The 14874-nt window shown below is 62.5% G+C and carries 18 protein-coding genes; 10 read left to right on the top strand and 8 right to left on the bottom strand.

From position 1 onward, the window contains the following. Positions 1-63 precede the first annotated feature (63 nt). From AC1DU8_RS09490 to AC1DU8_RS09460, 7 genes are all read left to right on the top strand, one after another. Positions 64-1641: a benzoate-CoA ligase family protein gene (locus AC1DU8_RS09490; RefSeq protein ID WP_477726676.1), complete on the top strand. Its 1578-nt coding sequence runs from the start codon at positions 64-66 to the stop codon at positions 1639-1641. Between the two features lie 196 nt (positions 1642-1837). Further along, a complete protein-coding gene (locus AC1DU8_RS09485) occupies positions 1838-3025 on the top strand; it encodes an ABC transporter substrate-binding protein (RefSeq protein ID WP_477726675.1) in 1188 nt (395 codons plus the stop codon). A 149-nt stretch (positions 3026-3174) separates the two neighbouring features. Beyond that, the gene (locus tag AC1DU8_RS09480; RefSeq protein WP_007872397.1) at positions 3175-3801 is read left to right on the top strand and encodes a LysE family translocator; all 627 of its coding nucleotides are present in this window, start codon (positions 3175-3177) and stop codon (positions 3799-3801) included. Between the two features lie 8 nt (positions 3802-3809). Beyond that, the gene (locus tag AC1DU8_RS09475) at positions 3810-4673 is read left to right on the top strand and encodes a branched-chain amino acid ABC transporter permease (protein ID WP_477726674.1); all 864 of its coding nucleotides are present in this window, start codon (positions 3810-3812) and stop codon (positions 4671-4673) included. Between the two features lie 106 nt (positions 4674-4779). Beyond that, a complete protein-coding gene (locus AC1DU8_RS09470; RefSeq protein WP_477726673.1) occupies positions 4780-5802 on the top strand; it encodes a branched-chain amino acid ABC transporter permease in 1023 nt (340 codons plus the stop codon). Then, on the top strand, positions 5795-6547 hold the full coding sequence (locus AC1DU8_RS09465) for an ABC transporter ATP-binding protein (RefSeq protein WP_477726672.1): 753 nt from the start codon (positions 5795-5797) through the stop codon (positions 6545-6547). Before AC1DU8_RS09470 ends, AC1DU8_RS09465 begins: the two co-directional genes overlap by 8 nt. Further along, on the top strand, positions 6544-7299 hold the full coding sequence (locus AC1DU8_RS09460; RefSeq protein ID WP_477665940.1) for an ABC transporter ATP-binding protein: 756 nt from the start codon (positions 6544-6546) through the stop codon (positions 7297-7299). Before AC1DU8_RS09465 ends, AC1DU8_RS09460 begins: the two co-directional genes overlap by 4 nt. Positions 7300-7415: 116 nt before the next feature. On the opposite strand, the gene AC1DU8_RS09455 is transcribed toward AC1DU8_RS09460, so the two are convergent. Next, positions 7416-8261, bottom strand: a complete 846-nt coding sequence (locus AC1DU8_RS09455) for an IclR family transcriptional regulator domain-containing protein (protein WP_457280732.1) — start codon at positions 8259-8261, stop codon at positions 7416-7418. Between the two features lie 126 nt (positions 8262-8387). Between AC1DU8_RS09455 and pobA the strand changes: the two genes are divergently transcribed. Further along, positions 8388-9557: a 4-hydroxybenzoate 3-monooxygenase gene (gene pobA, locus AC1DU8_RS09450; RefSeq protein WP_457280731.1), complete on the top strand. Its 1170-nt coding sequence runs from the start codon at positions 8388-8390 to the stop codon at positions 9555-9557. A 27-nt stretch (positions 9558-9584) separates the two neighbouring features. Here pobA and AC1DU8_RS09445 read toward each other — a convergent pair whose 3' ends face one another. From AC1DU8_RS09445 to AC1DU8_RS09430, 4 genes are read right to left on the bottom strand one after another with little or no spacing between them, the layout of a single operon-like run. Beyond that, complete coding sequence (locus AC1DU8_RS09445; RefSeq protein WP_477690121.1) at positions 9585-9911, bottom strand: TfoX/Sxy family protein; 327 nt, start codon at positions 9909-9911, stop codon at positions 9585-9587. 49 nt (positions 9912-9960) lie between these two features. Beyond that, positions 9961-10161, bottom strand: coding sequence for a hypothetical protein (locus AC1DU8_RS09440; protein ID WP_477665938.1), 201 nt, complete (start codon positions 10159-10161; stop codon positions 9961-9963). Between the two features lie 22 nt (positions 10162-10183). Then, on the bottom strand, positions 10184-10399 hold the full coding sequence (locus tag AC1DU8_RS09435) for a helix-turn-helix domain-containing protein (protein ID WP_092127875.1): 216 nt from the start codon (positions 10397-10399) through the stop codon (positions 10184-10186). Between the two features lie 47 nt (positions 10400-10446). Next, positions 10447-11016 (bottom strand): DUF2975 domain-containing protein, encoded by a 570-nt coding sequence (locus AC1DU8_RS09430; protein WP_457280728.1) that lies wholly within the window; start codon positions 11014-11016, stop codon positions 10447-10449. A gap of 214 nt (positions 11017-11230) precedes the next feature. On the opposite strand from AC1DU8_RS09430, the gene AC1DU8_RS09425 reads away from it, so the two are divergent. Further along, positions 11231-12184 carry a CoA transferase gene (locus AC1DU8_RS09425; protein WP_477690120.1) on the top strand — a complete coding sequence of 318 codons (954 nt, stop codon included), beginning with the start codon at positions 11231-11233 and terminating at the stop codon, positions 12182-12184. Between the two features lie 25 nt (positions 12185-12209). Next, positions 12210-12890, top strand: coding sequence for a DUF1294 domain-containing protein (locus tag AC1DU8_RS09420; protein ID WP_477702276.1), 681 nt, complete (start codon positions 12210-12212; stop codon positions 12888-12890). 112 nt (positions 12891-13002) lie between these two features. On the opposite strand, the gene AC1DU8_RS09415 is transcribed toward AC1DU8_RS09420, so the two are convergent. From AC1DU8_RS09415 to AC1DU8_RS09405, 3 genes are all read right to left on the bottom strand, one after another. After that, positions 13003-13845 (bottom strand): hypothetical protein, encoded by an 843-nt coding sequence (locus AC1DU8_RS09415; protein ID WP_477726671.1) that lies wholly within the window; start codon positions 13843-13845, stop codon positions 13003-13005. Between the two features lie 153 nt (positions 13846-13998). Beyond that, positions 13999-14544, bottom strand: a complete 546-nt coding sequence (locus AC1DU8_RS09410) for an RNA polymerase sigma factor (RefSeq protein ID WP_477690119.1) — start codon at positions 14542-14544, stop codon at positions 13999-14001. Next, entirely contained in the window at positions 14544-14759 is a 216-nt protein-coding gene (locus AC1DU8_RS09405) for a YgaP family membrane protein (RefSeq protein ID WP_477665933.1), read from the bottom strand. The genes AC1DU8_RS09410 and AC1DU8_RS09405 overlap by 1 nt, the downstream gene beginning before the upstream one ends. Positions 14760-14874: the final 115 nt, after the last annotated feature.

Genomic DNA, 14874 nt, shown 5'->3' with positions numbered 1-14874 from the left:
AGCGCTTGATGGGCGTGCGCAAGCAGCTACCAAAATAATAGCAAGAGACATCTGGAGACAAGCATGCAAGCAAGCAGTGCCGACCATTCGGCAAGCCCGCCGCAGGTAACCATTCCGCGCATCTACAACGCCGCACATGACCTGCTGCAGCGCAACGCCGGCCGTGCGGGCAAGGCGGCCTTCGTCGACGCCGCCACCGGCGAGGCATTGACTTACGGCGAGCTCACCGACCAGGCCCACCGTTTTGCCAACGCCTTGCGCGCCCAGGGGGTTGCCCCTGAAAGCCGTGTGCTGCTCGCCATGCTGGACACGCCGCAATGGCCCGTCGCCTTCCTCGGCTGCATTCTTGCGGGTGTGGTGCCCGTGGCGGCCAACACCCTGCTGACACCACCGGACTTCGAGTTCATGCTGCGCGATTCGCGGGCGCAGGGCCTTATCGTCTCCCATGCCCTGCTTCCAGCCTTTGAGCCACTGCTCAAAAAAATGAACGCGCTGAAAACCGTGATCGTCGCCGGCATTGAAGAATCTCCGTCATATCCGACGCTAGCGAGCGTCCTGCGTGCGCAAGCAGCTACCAAAACCATAGCAGATACCTGCGCCGACGGCGTCTGTTTCTGGCTCTATTCCAGCGGCTCGACCGGTGCCCCCAAAGGCACCGTGCACCTGCACAGCCACCTGATCCAGACGGCCGAGCTGTATGGCCGCGGCGTGCTCAGTATCCAGGAGTCCGACGTGGTGTACTCCGCCGCCAAGCTCTTTTTTGCTTACGGCCTGGGCAACGCACTGACTTTTCCCATGAGTGTGGGCGCCACCACGGTGTTGCTGCCCGCACGGCCCACACCGGCTGACGTGTTTGCCTTGCTTAAAAAATACCAGCCCACGATTTTTTACGGCGTGCCCACCTTGTACGCGGCCCTGCTGGCAGACCCGGCCCGGCCGGCGAAGTCCGAGTTGCGCCTGCGCGTGTGCACCAGCGCCGGCGAAGCCCTGCCCGCTGAAATCGGCAAAAAATGGACAGCCCAGTACGGCTGCGAAATCCTGGATGGCATCGGTTCCACCGAGATGCTGCACATCTTTTTAAGCAATCGCCCCGGCCAGGTGCGCTACGGCACGACCGGCCAGGCCGTACCGGGTTACGCGCTGCGCATCATCGGCGACGACGGGCGCGAATGCGCCGATGGAGAGATCGGCGAGCTGCAGATCAGCGGCCCCAGCGCGGCCATCATGTACTGGAACAACCGCGCCAAAACCAAAGCCACCTTTGCCGGCGAATGGACCAAGAGCGGCGACAAGTACACCCGCGACGCCGACGGCTACTACACCTACGGCGGACGCAGCGACGACATGCTCAAGGTCGGCGGCATTTACGTCTCGCCGTTTGAAGTCGAAGCCTGCCTGATGACGCACGCCGCCGTACTGGAAGTGGCGGTGATCGGCGTGGCCGACGCCGACGAGCTCGTCAAGCCCAAGGCCTATGTGGTGTTGAAGGCCGGGCAGGCCGCCACCGTGGATGAACTCAAGGCCCATGTGAAGCAGCAGCTTGCACCCTACAAATACCCGCGCTGGATTGAATTTGTGGGTGAGCTGCCCAAGACGGCCACCGGCAAGATCCAGCGCTTCAAGCTGCGCCAGCCGCACTGACATGGGAAACCCCGGGGAGCCGGCATCCGGAAAATACCCCGCGCCTAAGAGCTCAAAAAATGCACGAATCAGGCACGGGTATTGCTTTAAGTGTAAACAATTTAATCTTCAATCTCGGGTTTTACACTAGGGCTGCATACGCAACGCACGCTTACTATTCGTCTAACTGTCTTCAGTCTCAACCAGGAGCTATTCCATGACTTCACGCCGACTTGTATTGACCCGCAGTGCTGCCGTTATCGGTGCCGCTTCCACCGGCCTTTTGCTGCCCGAAATCGTGCGTGCGCAGTCCGCCAAGGTGCGTGTGGGTTTCATGCTGCCCTATACCGGCACATTCGCCCAGCTCGGCGTCGCCATTGAAAACGGCTTTCGCATGGCCATCAACGAACAAGGCGGCAAGCTCGGCGGCCGCGAGATCGAATACTTCAAGGTCGACGACGAATCCGAGCCATCCAAAGGCATTGAAAACGCCAACAAACTGGTGCAGCGCGACAAGGTCGACGTGCTCGTCGGCACGGTGCATTCGGGCGTACAGATGGGCATCCAGAAAGTCGCCCGCGATTCCGGCGTGCTGAGCCTTATCCCCAACGCCGGCGTGCACGCCGCCACGCGCAGCCTGTGCGCGCCCAATGTGTTCCGCACGTCTTTCACCAACTCGCAACCCACGCGCGCGCTGGGCAAAGCCATGGTCGACCGCGGCCACAAAAAAGCTGTGTGGATCACCTGGAAATACGCCGCAGGCGACGAGGCCTTTGAAGGCTTCAAGGAAAGCTATACCGCCGCGGGCGGCACCATCGTCAAGGAACTCGGCCTGCCCTTCCCGCAAGTCGAATTCCAGGCTTTGCTGACCGAGATCGCCGCGCTCAAGCCTGATGCCGTGGCCTGCTTCTTCGCCGGCGGCGGCGCAGCCAAATTCATCAAGGACTACGCCGCCTCGGGCCTGAAGGAAAAAATTCCCCTGTACGGCTCCGGCTTCCTGACAGAAGGCGTGCTCGAGGCCGCCGGCCCCGCTGCCAACGGCATCATCACGGCCATGCACTACAGCGACTCGCTGCCCACGCAGCGCAATGGCCAGTTCCGCCTGAACTACGCCAAGACCTTCCGGCTGCAGCCCGACGTGTACGCCGTTCAGGGCTACGACACCGGCCTGCTGCTGATCCAGGGCGCCAACGCGGTAAAGGGCGACCTGAGCAGCAAGCCAGCCCTCTACAAAGCCCTGGAAGGCGCCGTCATCGACAGCCCGCGCGGCAAGTGGACCATGAGCCCGTCGCACAACCCGGTGCAGGACATGTACCTGCGCGTGGTCGAGAACAAGGAAAACAAGGTGATCGGCGTGGCCGCCAAGGCACTCGCCGACTCCGGCGCTGGCTGCAAGATGGGCTGAACGTGCCTGACACGGCCAACGCAAGCCCTTCCCTACCAGCCTGAGCCGCGGAACCGGCTTTGCCGGGCCGCAGGCGGGCGGCCCCCTCGGGGGCAGGGAGCTACACGCAGTGAGCGACCGTGGGGGCCTTTTAAGTTATCTTCTCCACCATGACACTCACCACCTACCTCCTCTACGTCGCAGCAGTCGCCCTGCTCATCCTCACACCCGGCCCGACCATGCTGATGTGCATGACGAATGCCCTCAACCACGGCCCGCGCAAGGCCATGACTTCAGTTGCCGGAAGCGTCAGCGCGGTGCTGTGTGTGATGCTGCTGTCGGCAATGGGATTAGGTGCGTTGCTGGCAGCGTCCGAAACCGCCTTTACCGTAGCCAAGGTGATTGGCGCGGCATATCTGATCTGGTTGGGGATCAAGACCTTCCGCAGTGAAGCCGCCGTTTTTGACCCTGCCGCCGGAGAAGCCCCGGCCCAGCGCCGCTCGTTCTTTCTCCGCGGCTTTCTCGTAGGTGCCAGCAATCCCAAAGCGGTGCTGTTCTTCGCGGCATTCTTCCCGCAGTTCCTGAACCCGGCCGCGCCTTTCGTGCCGCAGTTCGCCATCCTCGCCCTGACCTTCATGGCATTCGAATTCACGGTGCTGACATGCTGCGCGCTGGGCGTGGCACGCATCGCGCCGCTGCTGCGTTCGAGCCGGGCCGTGCGCTGGTTCAACCGCGTCTCGGGTGGCCTGTTCACCCTCATGGGCAGTCTCTTGCTATTCACCCGTCGCCACACCTAATCGGATTTATGGATCTAGCCAACTTCCTCATCCAGCTGCTCAACAGCGTCCAGTACGGCCTGCTGCTGTTCATGCTGGCCGCCGGCCTCACGCTGATCTTCGGCATCATGGGCGTGGTCAACCTGGCCCACGGCAGCTTTTACATGCTGGGCGCCTACCTGGCCTGGTCGCTCAGCACGCTGACGGGCAGCCTCACGCTGGCCATCGTGCTGGGCGCGGTGCTGTCGGTTGTCTTCGGGCTGGCGCTGGAATGGTTGCTGTTCAGGCACTTCTACCAGCGCGACCACCTCGACCAGGTGTTGCTGACCTTTGGCCTGATCTATATCTTTGAAGAAGTGCGCTCCATCCTCTGGGGCGATGACGTGCACGGCGTGACGATCCCCGACCTGCTCAGCGCCTCGATTCCGCTTACCGACAACCTCTCCTACCCGGTCTACCGCCTGTTCATGTCGGGTGTCTGCATCGCGCTGGCACTGGGCCTTTATTTCATGATCTCCAAAACCCGGCTGGGCATGAAGATACGCGCCGGCGCCTTCAACCGCGACATGGCCGAATCGCTGGGCATCAACATCAAGCTGATCCATGCGGTGGTGTTCGCGCTAGGCGTGGGCCTGGCGGCGGTGGCGGGCATGATCGCCGCGCCAGTCGCCAGCGTCTATCCCAACATGGGCTCGCAGGTCCTCATCATGTGTTTTGTGGTGGTGGTCATTGGCGGCATCGGTTCGGTGCGCGGCGCGCTGATATCCGCCTTGCTGGTCGGACTGGTCGACACCATTGGCAAGGTGCTGCTGCCTTCAATGGCGGGCATGCTGGTGTACATGTTGATGGCGGCTGTATTGCTGTGGAAACCTGAAGGCTTGTTTAAACAATGAAGATCATGCTTAACAAGCACAAAGAATTTTCCGCCGGGCCGCCCCAAGGAAAATTAGCCCCCTCGGGGGGCAGCGCAGTACACGAAGTGACAAGCGTGGGGGCGCTATGACTACGGCAAAAGCAAACCTTGAGATCCTGCCGCGCGGTGTGCAGGTGGCGCTTGGGCTCGGCCTCATCGCGCTGATCGCCTTCCCTTTTGTCGGCACCGACTTCTACACCCAGATGGTCACGCGCATGATGATCATGGCGATTTTTGCCATGAGCCTGGACCTGCTGCAAGGTGTCACCGGGCTGGTGTCGCTGGGCCATGCAGCCTACTTCGGCCTGGCAGGTTATGCGCTGGCCTTTTTGACACCTGCCGGCGAGCCTGTCAGCCTGTGGTGGACCCTGCCCGTGGCCGTGGCGGCCTCTGGCCTCGCCGCACTCATCATCGGTTTCTTCGTGGTGCGCACCCACGGTATCTACTTCATCATGGTCACCATGGCGTTTGCGCAGATGGTGTTCTACCTCTTCTTCGACAACAAGGTGCTGGGCGGCTCCGACGGGCTGTACATCAACTTCAAGCCGAGCGCAGCCATCTTCGGCTGGGTGCCCTTCGACCTCGACAAGAAAGTCACGCTCTACTACTTCACGCTCGCGGCCGTGCTGCTGGTTTACGCTTTTTTGCGGCGCCTGCTCTGGAGTCCCTTCGGCCGCACGCTGGCCGGCATACGCGTCAACGAGCACCGCATGCGCGCCATGGGCTTCGGCACCTTCGGCTACAAGCTCTCGGCCTTCACGCTGGCCGGCGCGCTGGCGGGCCTGGCTGGTTACCTGTGGGGTGTGCAAACGGGCTACATCAACCCCGAGCTCATGGGCTTTCACATGAGCGCGCATGCCATCATGATGGTCATCCTGGGCGGCATGGGCAATTTTGCCGGTGCCATCGTTGGCGCGTTCGCCTTTGAGTATTTGCTGCACGTCTTCAAGGACCTGCCGCAAATCGGCAGCGTCAACCTGGGCAAGCACTGGCAGCTGTGGATGGGCCTCTTTATCGTGCTGCTGGTCACGTTTGCGCCGCGCGGCATCCTGGGCCTGGTCGAAAAATTCACCCAGCGCAAGAATAAGGCGGAGGCCGGCCATGAGTGAAGTCCTCCTCAGTGCGAAGAACCTGACGAAACGATTCGGTGGCCTGGCTGCCGTCAACGACGTGTCGGTCGACCTCTGGCGCAACCACATCCACGCGGTGATCGGCCCCAACGGCGCCGGCAAATCCACGCTGACCAACCTGCTCTCTGGCGACTTGCCGCCGACCTCGGGTACGGTCACTTTGGGTGGGCACGACATCACTGGCTGGACACCCGAAAAAATCTCGGGCAAGGGCCTGGGCCGCAGCTACCAGAAGACCAACATCTTTTTGCCTTTCAGCGTCTGGGAAAACGTCCGGCTGGCCTCGCAGTCGCGTGAACCCCATGCCGCGCACTGGCTCAAGCGCGCCACGAGCTTCGCGGCAGTCAACACCCGCGCCGAAGAAGCGCTGGAACTGGCCGGCCTGCAACACCGCAAGCACAGCATCGCCGGCACTATCAGCCACGGTGAGCAGCGTCAACTCGAGATCGCCATGACCCTGGCCACCGAGCCGCAGGTGCTGCTGCTCGACGAGCCGCTGGCCGGCATGGGTGTGGCCGAAGCCGAGCGCATGGTTGCCCTCCTGCTGGCGATCAAGAAAAACCACGGCATCCTGCTGGTCGAGCACGACATGGACGCGGTGTTCACGCTGGCCGACAAGCTCACCGTGATGGTCAACGGCCAGGTGATCGCCAGCGGCACGCCGGCGCAGATCCGTGCGGATGCCGGTGTGCAAGCCGCGTACCTTGGCGAGGAGCATTCATGAACACGCCAGAAAAACAAATTGACATCCTGATCGCCGCCCAGGACATCAACACCTACTACGGCGCCAGCCACGTACTGCGCGGCATAGACTTTCACGTCGCACGCGGCGAGACCATAGGCCTCATGGGCCGCAACGGCATGGGCAAGAGCACGCTGCTCAAAAGCATCATGGGCCTCGTCAAACCGCGCTCGGGCTCGGTCGCAATCAACGGCAGGCCCATGACGGGCGCCCCGCCCTACGAAATCGCCCGCCTCGGCATCGCCTATGTGCCCGAGGGCCGCGGCATTTTCGGCAATCTCAGCGTGACCGAGAACCTCAAGATGGCGGCGCGCGCCGGCAGACCAGGAAGCGCCGCAGACGGCGTGGGCCGCAGAAACGACTGGACCTACGAGCGCGTGCTGGAGACCTTTCCGCGCCTGAAAGAACGCCTGAACCACGGCGGGCAGCAGCTTTCGGGCGGCGAGCAGCAGATGCTGACGATCGGCCGCGCGCTGATGACCAACCCCGACGTACTGATCCTCGATGAAGCCACCGAAGGCCTGGCGCCGCTGATTGCGCGGGACATCTGGCGCATCTGCGGCCTGATTCGCGAAACCGGCATCAGCAGCGTGATCGTCGACAAGAACTGGAAACACGTCACCCAGATCACCGACCGCAATGTGATCCTGGTCAAGGGCCAAGTGGTGTTTGAAGGCAGCTCGGCCGAGCTGCATGCCAGGCCGGAATTGTTGGCCCAGTACCTGGGCGTTTAGGCTACCGGCGCGCCTGCGCCATGCCGGCAATGGCTATCATTTTAATAGCTTGCTGCGCCCGTCCCTATTGCCTTCGAGCCTGATTTCTTATTAAAACCAGACTCACGGCGGGCACCCTACAGCAGTGACCGCAACTCGCGCGCTGCATCCAGCAACAGCGGCAGCAGTTCTTTTTGCAGCAGGTCTGCACGCAGCCGCTGCGGCGACGACACCACATTGAGCGCGGCCACCGTATGCCCCTGCATGTCGCGCAGCGGCACGGCCAGCGCATGCACGCCCAGCTCATGCTCTTCGCTGGCCACGCAGTAATCGTCCAGCCGCACCTGGTCAACAAGCGCGCGAAGTTTGCGCGGGTCGGTCGTCGTGTGCAGAGTCAGCCGGGCCAGGTTGCCTGTGTCGGTCCTGGCCTTCAGCCAGGCATTGAAATCGCTTTTTGTTTTGGCCGCCAGCAGCACGCGCCCGGTGGAAGTCGCATGCGCCGGCAGGCGCGCACCGAGGTGCAAGCCGTAAGCCAGTACGCGCGCCGGCGCCGCCCTGCCGCTGTCTGCCGGTGACTTCCACTCAAAACCGCTGCGGCCGATGATGACAATCTCGTCGCCGTCCAGCACCGCGACGGAAAACGACTCCTGCGTTTGCGCGGCCAGCCGGTTCAGCGCGGGCTGAACAGCGCGCGGCAGGCGCGCGGTGGCCAGGTAGCTGCCTGAAAAGCGCAGCACCTTGGCAGCCAGCCAGAAATAGCTGCCGTCGGTTTCGAGGTAACCCAGGTGTGTGAGCGTGAGCAGGTGGCGGCGCGCGGCCGCCCGCGTGATGCCCGCGCGTTCCGCCGCCAGCGTGGCGTTCAGGCGCTGGCGCTGCGTGTCAAAACTCTCGAGCACGGCCATGCCTTTGGCCATGCCTTCAATCATGTCGGGCTTGGCGATCGGGAAAGTGCCGGTTTTCGAAACGGTTTTTGAAGTGACCATTGCGCGATCATCGCACAAGTGAGCCGGACATCGTGCAAAGCCGCAGCCACGCGCTGGGCACGGCGCACGCAGCCGCATAACCTTCTCGCATGGGGCACATTGCCCGACAAATTAAACGGAGACACCATGCGCGTACAGGTAGCCATCGTGGGCGGCGGCCCCGCCGGGCATTTGCTGGGCCAGCTGCTTTATAAGGCCGGCATCCATGCCATCGTGATTGAGCAGCGCAGCAAGGAATACGTGCTGGGACGCATACGCGCAGGCGTGCTGGAGCAAGGCACGACCGACCTGCTGGACGAGGTCGGCGTAGGCGGCCGCATGCACAAGGAAGGCCTGGTGCACGGCGGCTTTGCCCTGGGCTTTGGCGGCGCCCATCACCGCATTGACATGCAGCAACTGACCGGCGGCAAGCAGGTGATGGTCTACGGCCAGACGGAAGTCACACGCGACCTGATGGACGCGCGCGCTGCAGCAGGCCTGGCAACCGCCTATGAAGCCGAAAACGTGAGCCTTCATGACTTTGACGGGCCACACCCCAAAGTGCGTTATGTGCAGCACGGCGTGGCGCACGAAGTGGAATGCGACTTCATCGCCGGCTGTGACGGCTTTCACGGCGTGAGCCGCGCCAGCGTGCCGGCCAATGCGCTGCAGACCTTTGAGCGCGTCTATCCTTTCGGCTGGCTGGGCGTGCTGTCGGAGACACCGCCGGTTTCCCACGAACTCGTCTACAGCAACCATGCGCGTGGTTTTGCCTTGTGCAGCATGCGCAGCCACACCCGCAGCCGCTATTACGTGCAATGCCCGCTGGACGACAAGGTGGAGAACTGGAGCGACGACGCCTTCTGGGACGAGCTGCGCCGCCGCCTGGCGCCCGAGCTGGCGGAAAGCCTGGTCACAGGCCCCTCGATTGAAAAAAGCATTGCGCCGCTGCGCAGTTTTGTTGCCGAGCCCATGCGCTTCGGCCGCCTCTTCCTGGCGGGCGACGCGGCCCACATCGTGCCGCCCACGGGCGCCAAGGGTTTGAATCTGGCGGCCAGCGACGTCCGGTACCTGGCTCGCGCACTGGCAGAGTTTTATGCGGGCAGCGAAGCCGGCATCAACAGCTATTCAGACACCTGCCTTCGCCGCGTCTGGAAGGCTGTGCGTTTCTCCTGGTGGTTCACCTCGCTCATGCACAAGTTTCCCGATGCAGGTGGCTTCGGGCAAAAGCTCCAGGAGGCCGAGCTGGATTACTTGATCCATTCGCAGGCAGCGTCAACGGCGCTGGCCGAAAACTACGTGGGCTTGCCGCTTTAAGCCTGAACTTTTTCGGAGTGGCGTAAATCAGGCACCCGCTGCACTGATCGCCTGCCGGGCCCACACCAGCAACTGCGCCGGGTCATCGAGCAGCTCCGCGGGCGCGGCATAGTACTTGCGCACCTGCACCACACCGTTCTTTGTTGAGTAGCTGAAGGGCCTGGAGCCCTTCTTCTCATACGCCAGCCGCGAGGTGTCGTCCACCCGGAAGTACAGGGTGTTGCCCATGACCATGGCGAACTGTTTGCCACCGTGCTTCATCGCATGGCCGCCAAAGAACGTTCCATCACGGATGTCTCCCAATGGCGCCAGCAGTTCACGCACATAGCGGACGAATTCGGCGCTGGCGCTCATGCTGCCCGCCCGACTGCAGAGATTTTTTGCTTGAATTTCATGACAGCCATTATGGCGACGGACGCCTGCCGCCCGTCAGGCATTGCGGGTCATTGAAGGTGGCCGGATTGGCGCGGTCACAGGGAATGCTGCAATTGCCCGCACCCCGGCAAGCCGATTTAACGGACTCCTTGGCGGTTTGTTCCCAGTTGATATCAGCGCAGGCGCTGAGCAGGGCGACCAGGGCCGCGGCGATGGCTAGACGTTTCATGAGGAAGCTCCGGAACAGTGAATCAGGTGGTGTCGTCTGGCCGCGAAACCAGCAGGTCCCCCGGCTGGCAATCGAGAAATTCGCAAATGCGCATCAGCGTGTCAAAGCGCACGCCCTTGACCTTGCCCTGTTTGAGCAAGGACAGGTTGGCTTCGGTGATGCCGACATACGCGGCCAGGTCTTTCGATCTGGCCTTGCGTTCAGACAGCATCACATCGAGTTTGACAACGATGGGCATGCGGTGAGCGGTGAGCGGTGAGCGGTGAGCGGTGAGCGGCGAAAGAGTCAGACGAACTGTGCGTTCTCTTCGGCCAGTGCCACTGCCCGCGCCATCACGGCGGCGATTTGCCAGACCATGCCGGCAAACAGCAGCGTGAGCAATTCATTGCTGCCCATGCCCAGGGACAGCGCACGCTGGCCGGCCGGCGCGCCGGATGTCAGCACCAGGGTGATCAGCGTTGACGACACCACGCTGGCCACCACCGACGCAAAAATGCCGGCGGCAAAACCGCGAAGATATTTGACAGTGCGCACACTGAAATATTCGGCCTGCGAAAAGCCGGAGAAGCAGCGCATGGCGCACACCAGCCCGTACGACGCGCAGCACACCGGCAGCACGCCCAGCAAGGCGGCAAAGCTTTTCTGGGCCAGCGTGACGTCAAGCGCAGCGGCTTGCGATGCCGACAACACAACCCCGGCGCGCAACAGCAGACTTTCAACGGGCGTACTGAGCAGGTGGTAAGCCACCGCCAGCGGCAATGCCACCGCCAGCAAGGCACAAGCCCAGGCCAGCACGCTGCTAATACCCTGAACATCCGGCCCGGCGGGGGTCATGGGAGTTGCCGTATTTTTCAAGGGAGCACCTCTTTGCCTTGTTTAAAGGCCTTCAGTGTCTCAGAATAATTACTGTAAAACAATAATTAATAGCCATTAAACAGAAATTTTCTTCTCATCCAACCATCCGGCAGTGACACCTGTGAAGCCGCCGCTCAGGGGTTTGAGGTAAATTGACCCCACAACCGCCCGGTGCCCGCCGCTTTGCGGCCCCTGCCCGTTCACAGTGACCTCCATGCCGCCCTCACCCTCCAAACCCGCCCCCATCCGCAAAACAGCCTCCACTGCCAAGGCGGTCCAGCCGATGCAGTCACTCAAGGCCGTGCGCGTGCTGAGCCTGGCGCTCAACCTGCCGGGCCCGGCCGCCCTGATGCGCTGCCGCGAAATGGGCGCCCGCTGCGTGAAGCTGGAACCACCGCCGCACGAAGGCGCGCCAGCCGGCGCATCGGGTGACCCGATGAAGCTCTACAACCCCACCGCCTATGCAACCCTGCATGCGGATGTGCGCATCGCCACAGCCGACCTGAAAACCGAACGCGGCCAGACACTGCTGCACCGCGAACTGGCCAAAACCGACGTGCTGCTCACGTCGTTCAGGCCGGCGGCGCTGGCCAAGCTGGGACTGACATGGAAAGCGCTGCACAAACAGCATCCGCACCTGAGCCAGGTCGCCATCGTCGGCAGTCCGGGGGAACGGGCTGACGAGCCGGGCCATGATCTCACCTACCTCGCGCAGAACGACCTGATCACCGGTGTGGACCTGCCCGCCACGCTGTACGCCGACATGGGCGGCTCACTGATGGCCAGCGCAGCCGTACTGCAGGCGGTGATGCACCAGCGGGCAAAAGGCAAAGGTGTCTTTCTTGAAGTGGCCCTTTCCGGCGCGGCGGCTTACCTGGCCCTGCCCCGCGCCTGGGGGCTGACCCAGCCCGGTGCTGCGGTGGGCGGCGGGCATGCGGGCTACCGCGTGTACCGCTGCAAGGACGGACGCGTAGCACTCGCCGCGCTGGAGCCGCACTTTGCCGCGAGCCTGTGCGCAGCGGCCGGCGTGACGGCCTCCAGCATGAAGGCCATGTTTGCGCCTGCCACGCACGCGGCCATTGAGGCCTGGCTTCTGGGCAAGACGCGCAAGGAGCTGGACAAGCTGGCCGTGGAAAAAGATATTCCGCTACACACGCTGGAACGGTAATTCACTTGCACCGAACCATATATTCATGAGGAAGCAAGGAACGATTGCACGCTGGGACGCGGCACGCGGATTCGGATTCATCCGCGGCGAAACCTCAGGTGCAGACGTCTTTTTCCATCTGCGAGATGTACGTGGCGGCATGCAGCCGCGCCAAGGGACGGTTGTCACCTTTGAAGAAATTCACGTCGGCGGTAAAGGCCCACGTGCGATGGCGATCGAAGCAATGAGTGCCGAACGGGGTCTCACCTCCAGCCCGGCTCGCTCTCGCACTGAAAAGAGGGACACCCCTCAGCGGCGCCCACAAAAGCAAGCCGCCGCTTCGGCTGCAGGACCCGGTTTCGGGCTCATGCTGCTCATCAGCATGGCCTATGGCGGGTTGATGCTTTGGGCTGTCTGGCGCTCGCTGCTGCCCTGGTGGACATTGCCGGCGTCGTTTGTGCTCAACCTGCTGACGTTCTGGGTGTACTGGGCGGACAAACGCGCGGCGCAGACCGGTCAGTGGCGCACACCGGAAAACACGTTGCAACTCCTGGCGCTGGCGGGCGGCTGGCCCGGCGCATGGCTGGCACAGCAGGTCTTGCGGCACAAGTCGAGCAAGCAATCGTTTCGGGATATCTACTGGCTGATGGTCTTCTTGCACGCGCTGCTTGTTTGGGCCTGGCTGTTTTGGCCGCCGCTGAGAAAGTCGCTGACTGTCTGGCTGTAGTTTCAGGCTATCAGACTGCATTCGCTATCAAATCAGGAGCTGCTTGCGCTCGTCTTTATTGGGCAAACGGCCGATTTTATGCACGAACCAGATGCGCCGGCACCTTCGCGCATCAATACAGGATGGAGGCTGCCGGCAGCCTTTGCCAGCGCTGCCCCAGCAACACCTGCCTGACGAAGCCGTACAGGGCCCACAAAAGCAACAAGGGGATCACCAGCGTCTGCAGCACAAAGATCACGATGAGCCGGACGATGTGTTCGGTGGCCTGCTCGGCCGCCCGCTTGAGGTTCTCGAAGTGTTTTGTCACGTCACCGTTCTTTGCCAGCCAGTCTTTCAGGCTGTCCACCAGGCCGCGGTTGTCGGGGGCTGCGGCGGCCGGCGAATTGAGCTGGCCGGCCTTGCCGGTGGCGCTGTCGATCAATTGCTGGCTGGCGGCGTAGTCGGCCGCCAGGAATTTTTGCCACAGCATGTCGGTGCCCAGCGTGACCACCGGAACTGCAAAGCGCAGCATCAGCAGGATCACCAGCAACCTGGACAGCCACAAAGGCACCTGCGGCCTGCGCAGGTAACACCACCACCAGCCCAGCACCGTGGCACTCAGCGCCAGCGATACCGGCCAGTAGCTGCCAATGCTGATCAAGGCTTTCTGAACGCCGAACGCAACACTGGCCGCCAGCATCAAATGCGAAAACTGCTCCACCAGGTCGTTGACGGGATCCAGGATTTGCCCCGGCGCAAACGTGACACCCACGCCAAAAGGCTGCACAGACGCTTCGGTCCCCTGCGCCACCGAAATCACGCCGTTGAGCAGCCTGGCCGTGGCAAAACTCAACAGCGCCCTTTTCAGGCCGGCATCCACCTGCCGCATGGCGGGCGCATCCAGCGGCGCCAGCCATGCACAGGCCAGCACAGCGGCCATGGTGAAAGCAGCAAGTGCTTTGCGGGCAATGTCCATGGTGTCTCCAGAAGGTGTGAATGACGGCCGGGGCCGGTAGAAGATCTGAGGCCCGGCCGCTTGCCTCTACTTATCTTGCCAGAGAACCCCATCACATGCGGCCGTAACTACCCTCTCCTGCTGACTGCAAGAAGTCCATGACGTAAAACCGCGTCATGCGCCGGTCTTCTCGCGCGTAGCTCCATCAGGCCGCAAGTATTCACGCACCATGGCGCGTGCCCGGTGAATGCGGCTTTTGGTGGCTTCGCGGGTAAGCTGAAGGCGCTGCGCGATTTCGGTGATAGTGAGCTGCTCCATGTCGCGCAACAGCACCACCTCACGGTACATCAGCGGCAAGGACTCCAGTGCACGGACCAGGTCGATACGCAATTCGTCCTGCGGCATCTGCGCGAAGTACTGGTCCTTGTCGTAGTCGGTAAGCGCCTGGGTGCCGCGCATCAGCGCAAGCGCCGGCATCATGCACAGCCGCGCGATGATCTTGAACATCCAGCCGCCCAGGGCTGCGGCGTCACGCACGGTGCCGACGCGGCGGTAGATGATGATGAGCGCCTCCTGCACCACGTCTTCGATGGCGGAGCCGCGGTGGCACTGGTAGCGGGCGTAACGGCGGGCATCGGGCTGCAGCTGCCGCAGCAGCGAAGCCAGCGCGGCCGGGTCACCGGCCTGCGCTGCGGCAAAAAGGGCTATTTCAATGGCCATCACCAAGGGCCCGGCTTTTCCAGCTTGCGGCCCACCATGGCGCAAGCCGGGCAAAAACCCAACAGCCCTGTCAGCACCGTGACCACACCGGCGCAGGCCGCGAGCAAACCAGGCGGCGTTACACCCAGCACCAGCAGGCCGCAAACGGCCATCAAGGCGCCGGACACACCACGCGCCCAACGCTCTTTGGGCCCCACATTTTTGCGATAGAACATGAAATCTCCTTTGGCTGCCGTCAAAAATGCGGCATCGCTGCAAGGAGGGGTCATGCGGGCAAAAGGATTCACGTTGGGGGAAATATTGTTGGGATATTTTTGAGATGGAGCACCC

Source organism: Polaromonas sp. P3_A5, from assembly GCF_056403055.1.
The sequence above is the reverse complement of the archived record's forward strand: the minus strand, read 5'-3'. Positions and strand labels throughout refer to the sequence as shown.

Bases quoted from the DNA above. Each gene is read 5' to 3' on its own strand.
- AC1DU8_RS09440 (WP_477665938.1), bottom strand. From the start codon at position 10,161: ATGAAACGTCTAGCCATCGCCGCGGCCCTGGTCGCCCTGCTCAGCGCC.
- AC1DU8_RS09405 (WP_477665933.1), bottom strand. From the start codon at position 14,759: ATGTTCTATCGCAAAAATGTGGGGCCCAAAGAGCGTTGGGCGCGTGGT.
- AC1DU8_RS09415 (WP_477726671.1), bottom strand. From the start codon at position 13,845: ATGGACATTGCCCGCAAAGCACTTGCTGCTTTCACCATGGCCGCTGTG.
- pobA (WP_457280731.1), top strand. From the start codon at position 8,388: ATGCGCGTACAGGTAGCCATCGTGGGCGGCGGCCCCGCCGGGCATTTG.
- AC1DU8_RS09485 (WP_477726675.1), top strand. From the start codon at position 1,838: ATGACTTCACGCCGACTTGTATTGACCCGCAGTGCTGCCGTTATCGGT.
- AC1DU8_RS09410 (WP_477690119.1), bottom strand. From the start codon at position 14,544: ATGGCCATTGAAATAGCCCTTTTTGCCGCAGCGCAGGCCGGTGACCCG.
- AC1DU8_RS09420 (WP_477702276.1), top strand. From the start codon at position 12,210: ATGAGGAAGCAAGGAACGATTGCACGCTGGGACGCGGCACGCGGATTC.
- AC1DU8_RS09490 (WP_477726676.1), top strand. From the start codon at position 64: ATGCAAGCAAGCAGTGCCGACCATTCGGCAAGCCCGCCGCAGGTAACC.
- AC1DU8_RS09455 (WP_457280732.1), bottom strand. From the start codon at position 8,261: ATGGTCACTTCAAAAACCGTTTCGAAAACCGGCACTTTCCCGATCGCC.
- AC1DU8_RS09445 (WP_477690121.1), bottom strand. From the start codon at position 9,911: ATGAGCGCCAGCGCCGAATTCGTCCGCTATGTGCGTGAACTGCTGGCG.
- AC1DU8_RS09470 (WP_477726673.1), top strand. From the start codon at position 4,780: ATGACTACGGCAAAAGCAAACCTTGAGATCCTGCCGCGCGGTGTGCAG.
- AC1DU8_RS09425 (WP_477690120.1), top strand. From the start codon at position 11,231: ATGCCGCCCTCACCCTCCAAACCCGCCCCCATCCGCAAAACAGCCTCC.
- AC1DU8_RS09460 (WP_477665940.1), top strand. From the start codon at position 6,544: ATGAACACGCCAGAAAAACAAATTGACATCCTGATCGCCGCCCAGGAC.
- AC1DU8_RS09475 (WP_477726674.1), top strand. From the start codon at position 3,810: ATGGATCTAGCCAACTTCCTCATCCAGCTGCTCAACAGCGTCCAGTAC.
- AC1DU8_RS09465 (WP_477726672.1), top strand. From the start codon at position 5,795: ATGAGTGAAGTCCTCCTCAGTGCGAAGAACCTGACGAAACGATTCGGT.
- AC1DU8_RS09435 (WP_092127875.1), bottom strand. From the start codon at position 10,399: ATGCCCATCGTTGTCAAACTCGATGTGATGCTGTCTGAACGCAAGGCC.
- AC1DU8_RS09480 (WP_007872397.1), top strand. From the start codon at position 3,175: ATGACACTCACCACCTACCTCCTCTACGTCGCAGCAGTCGCCCTGCTC.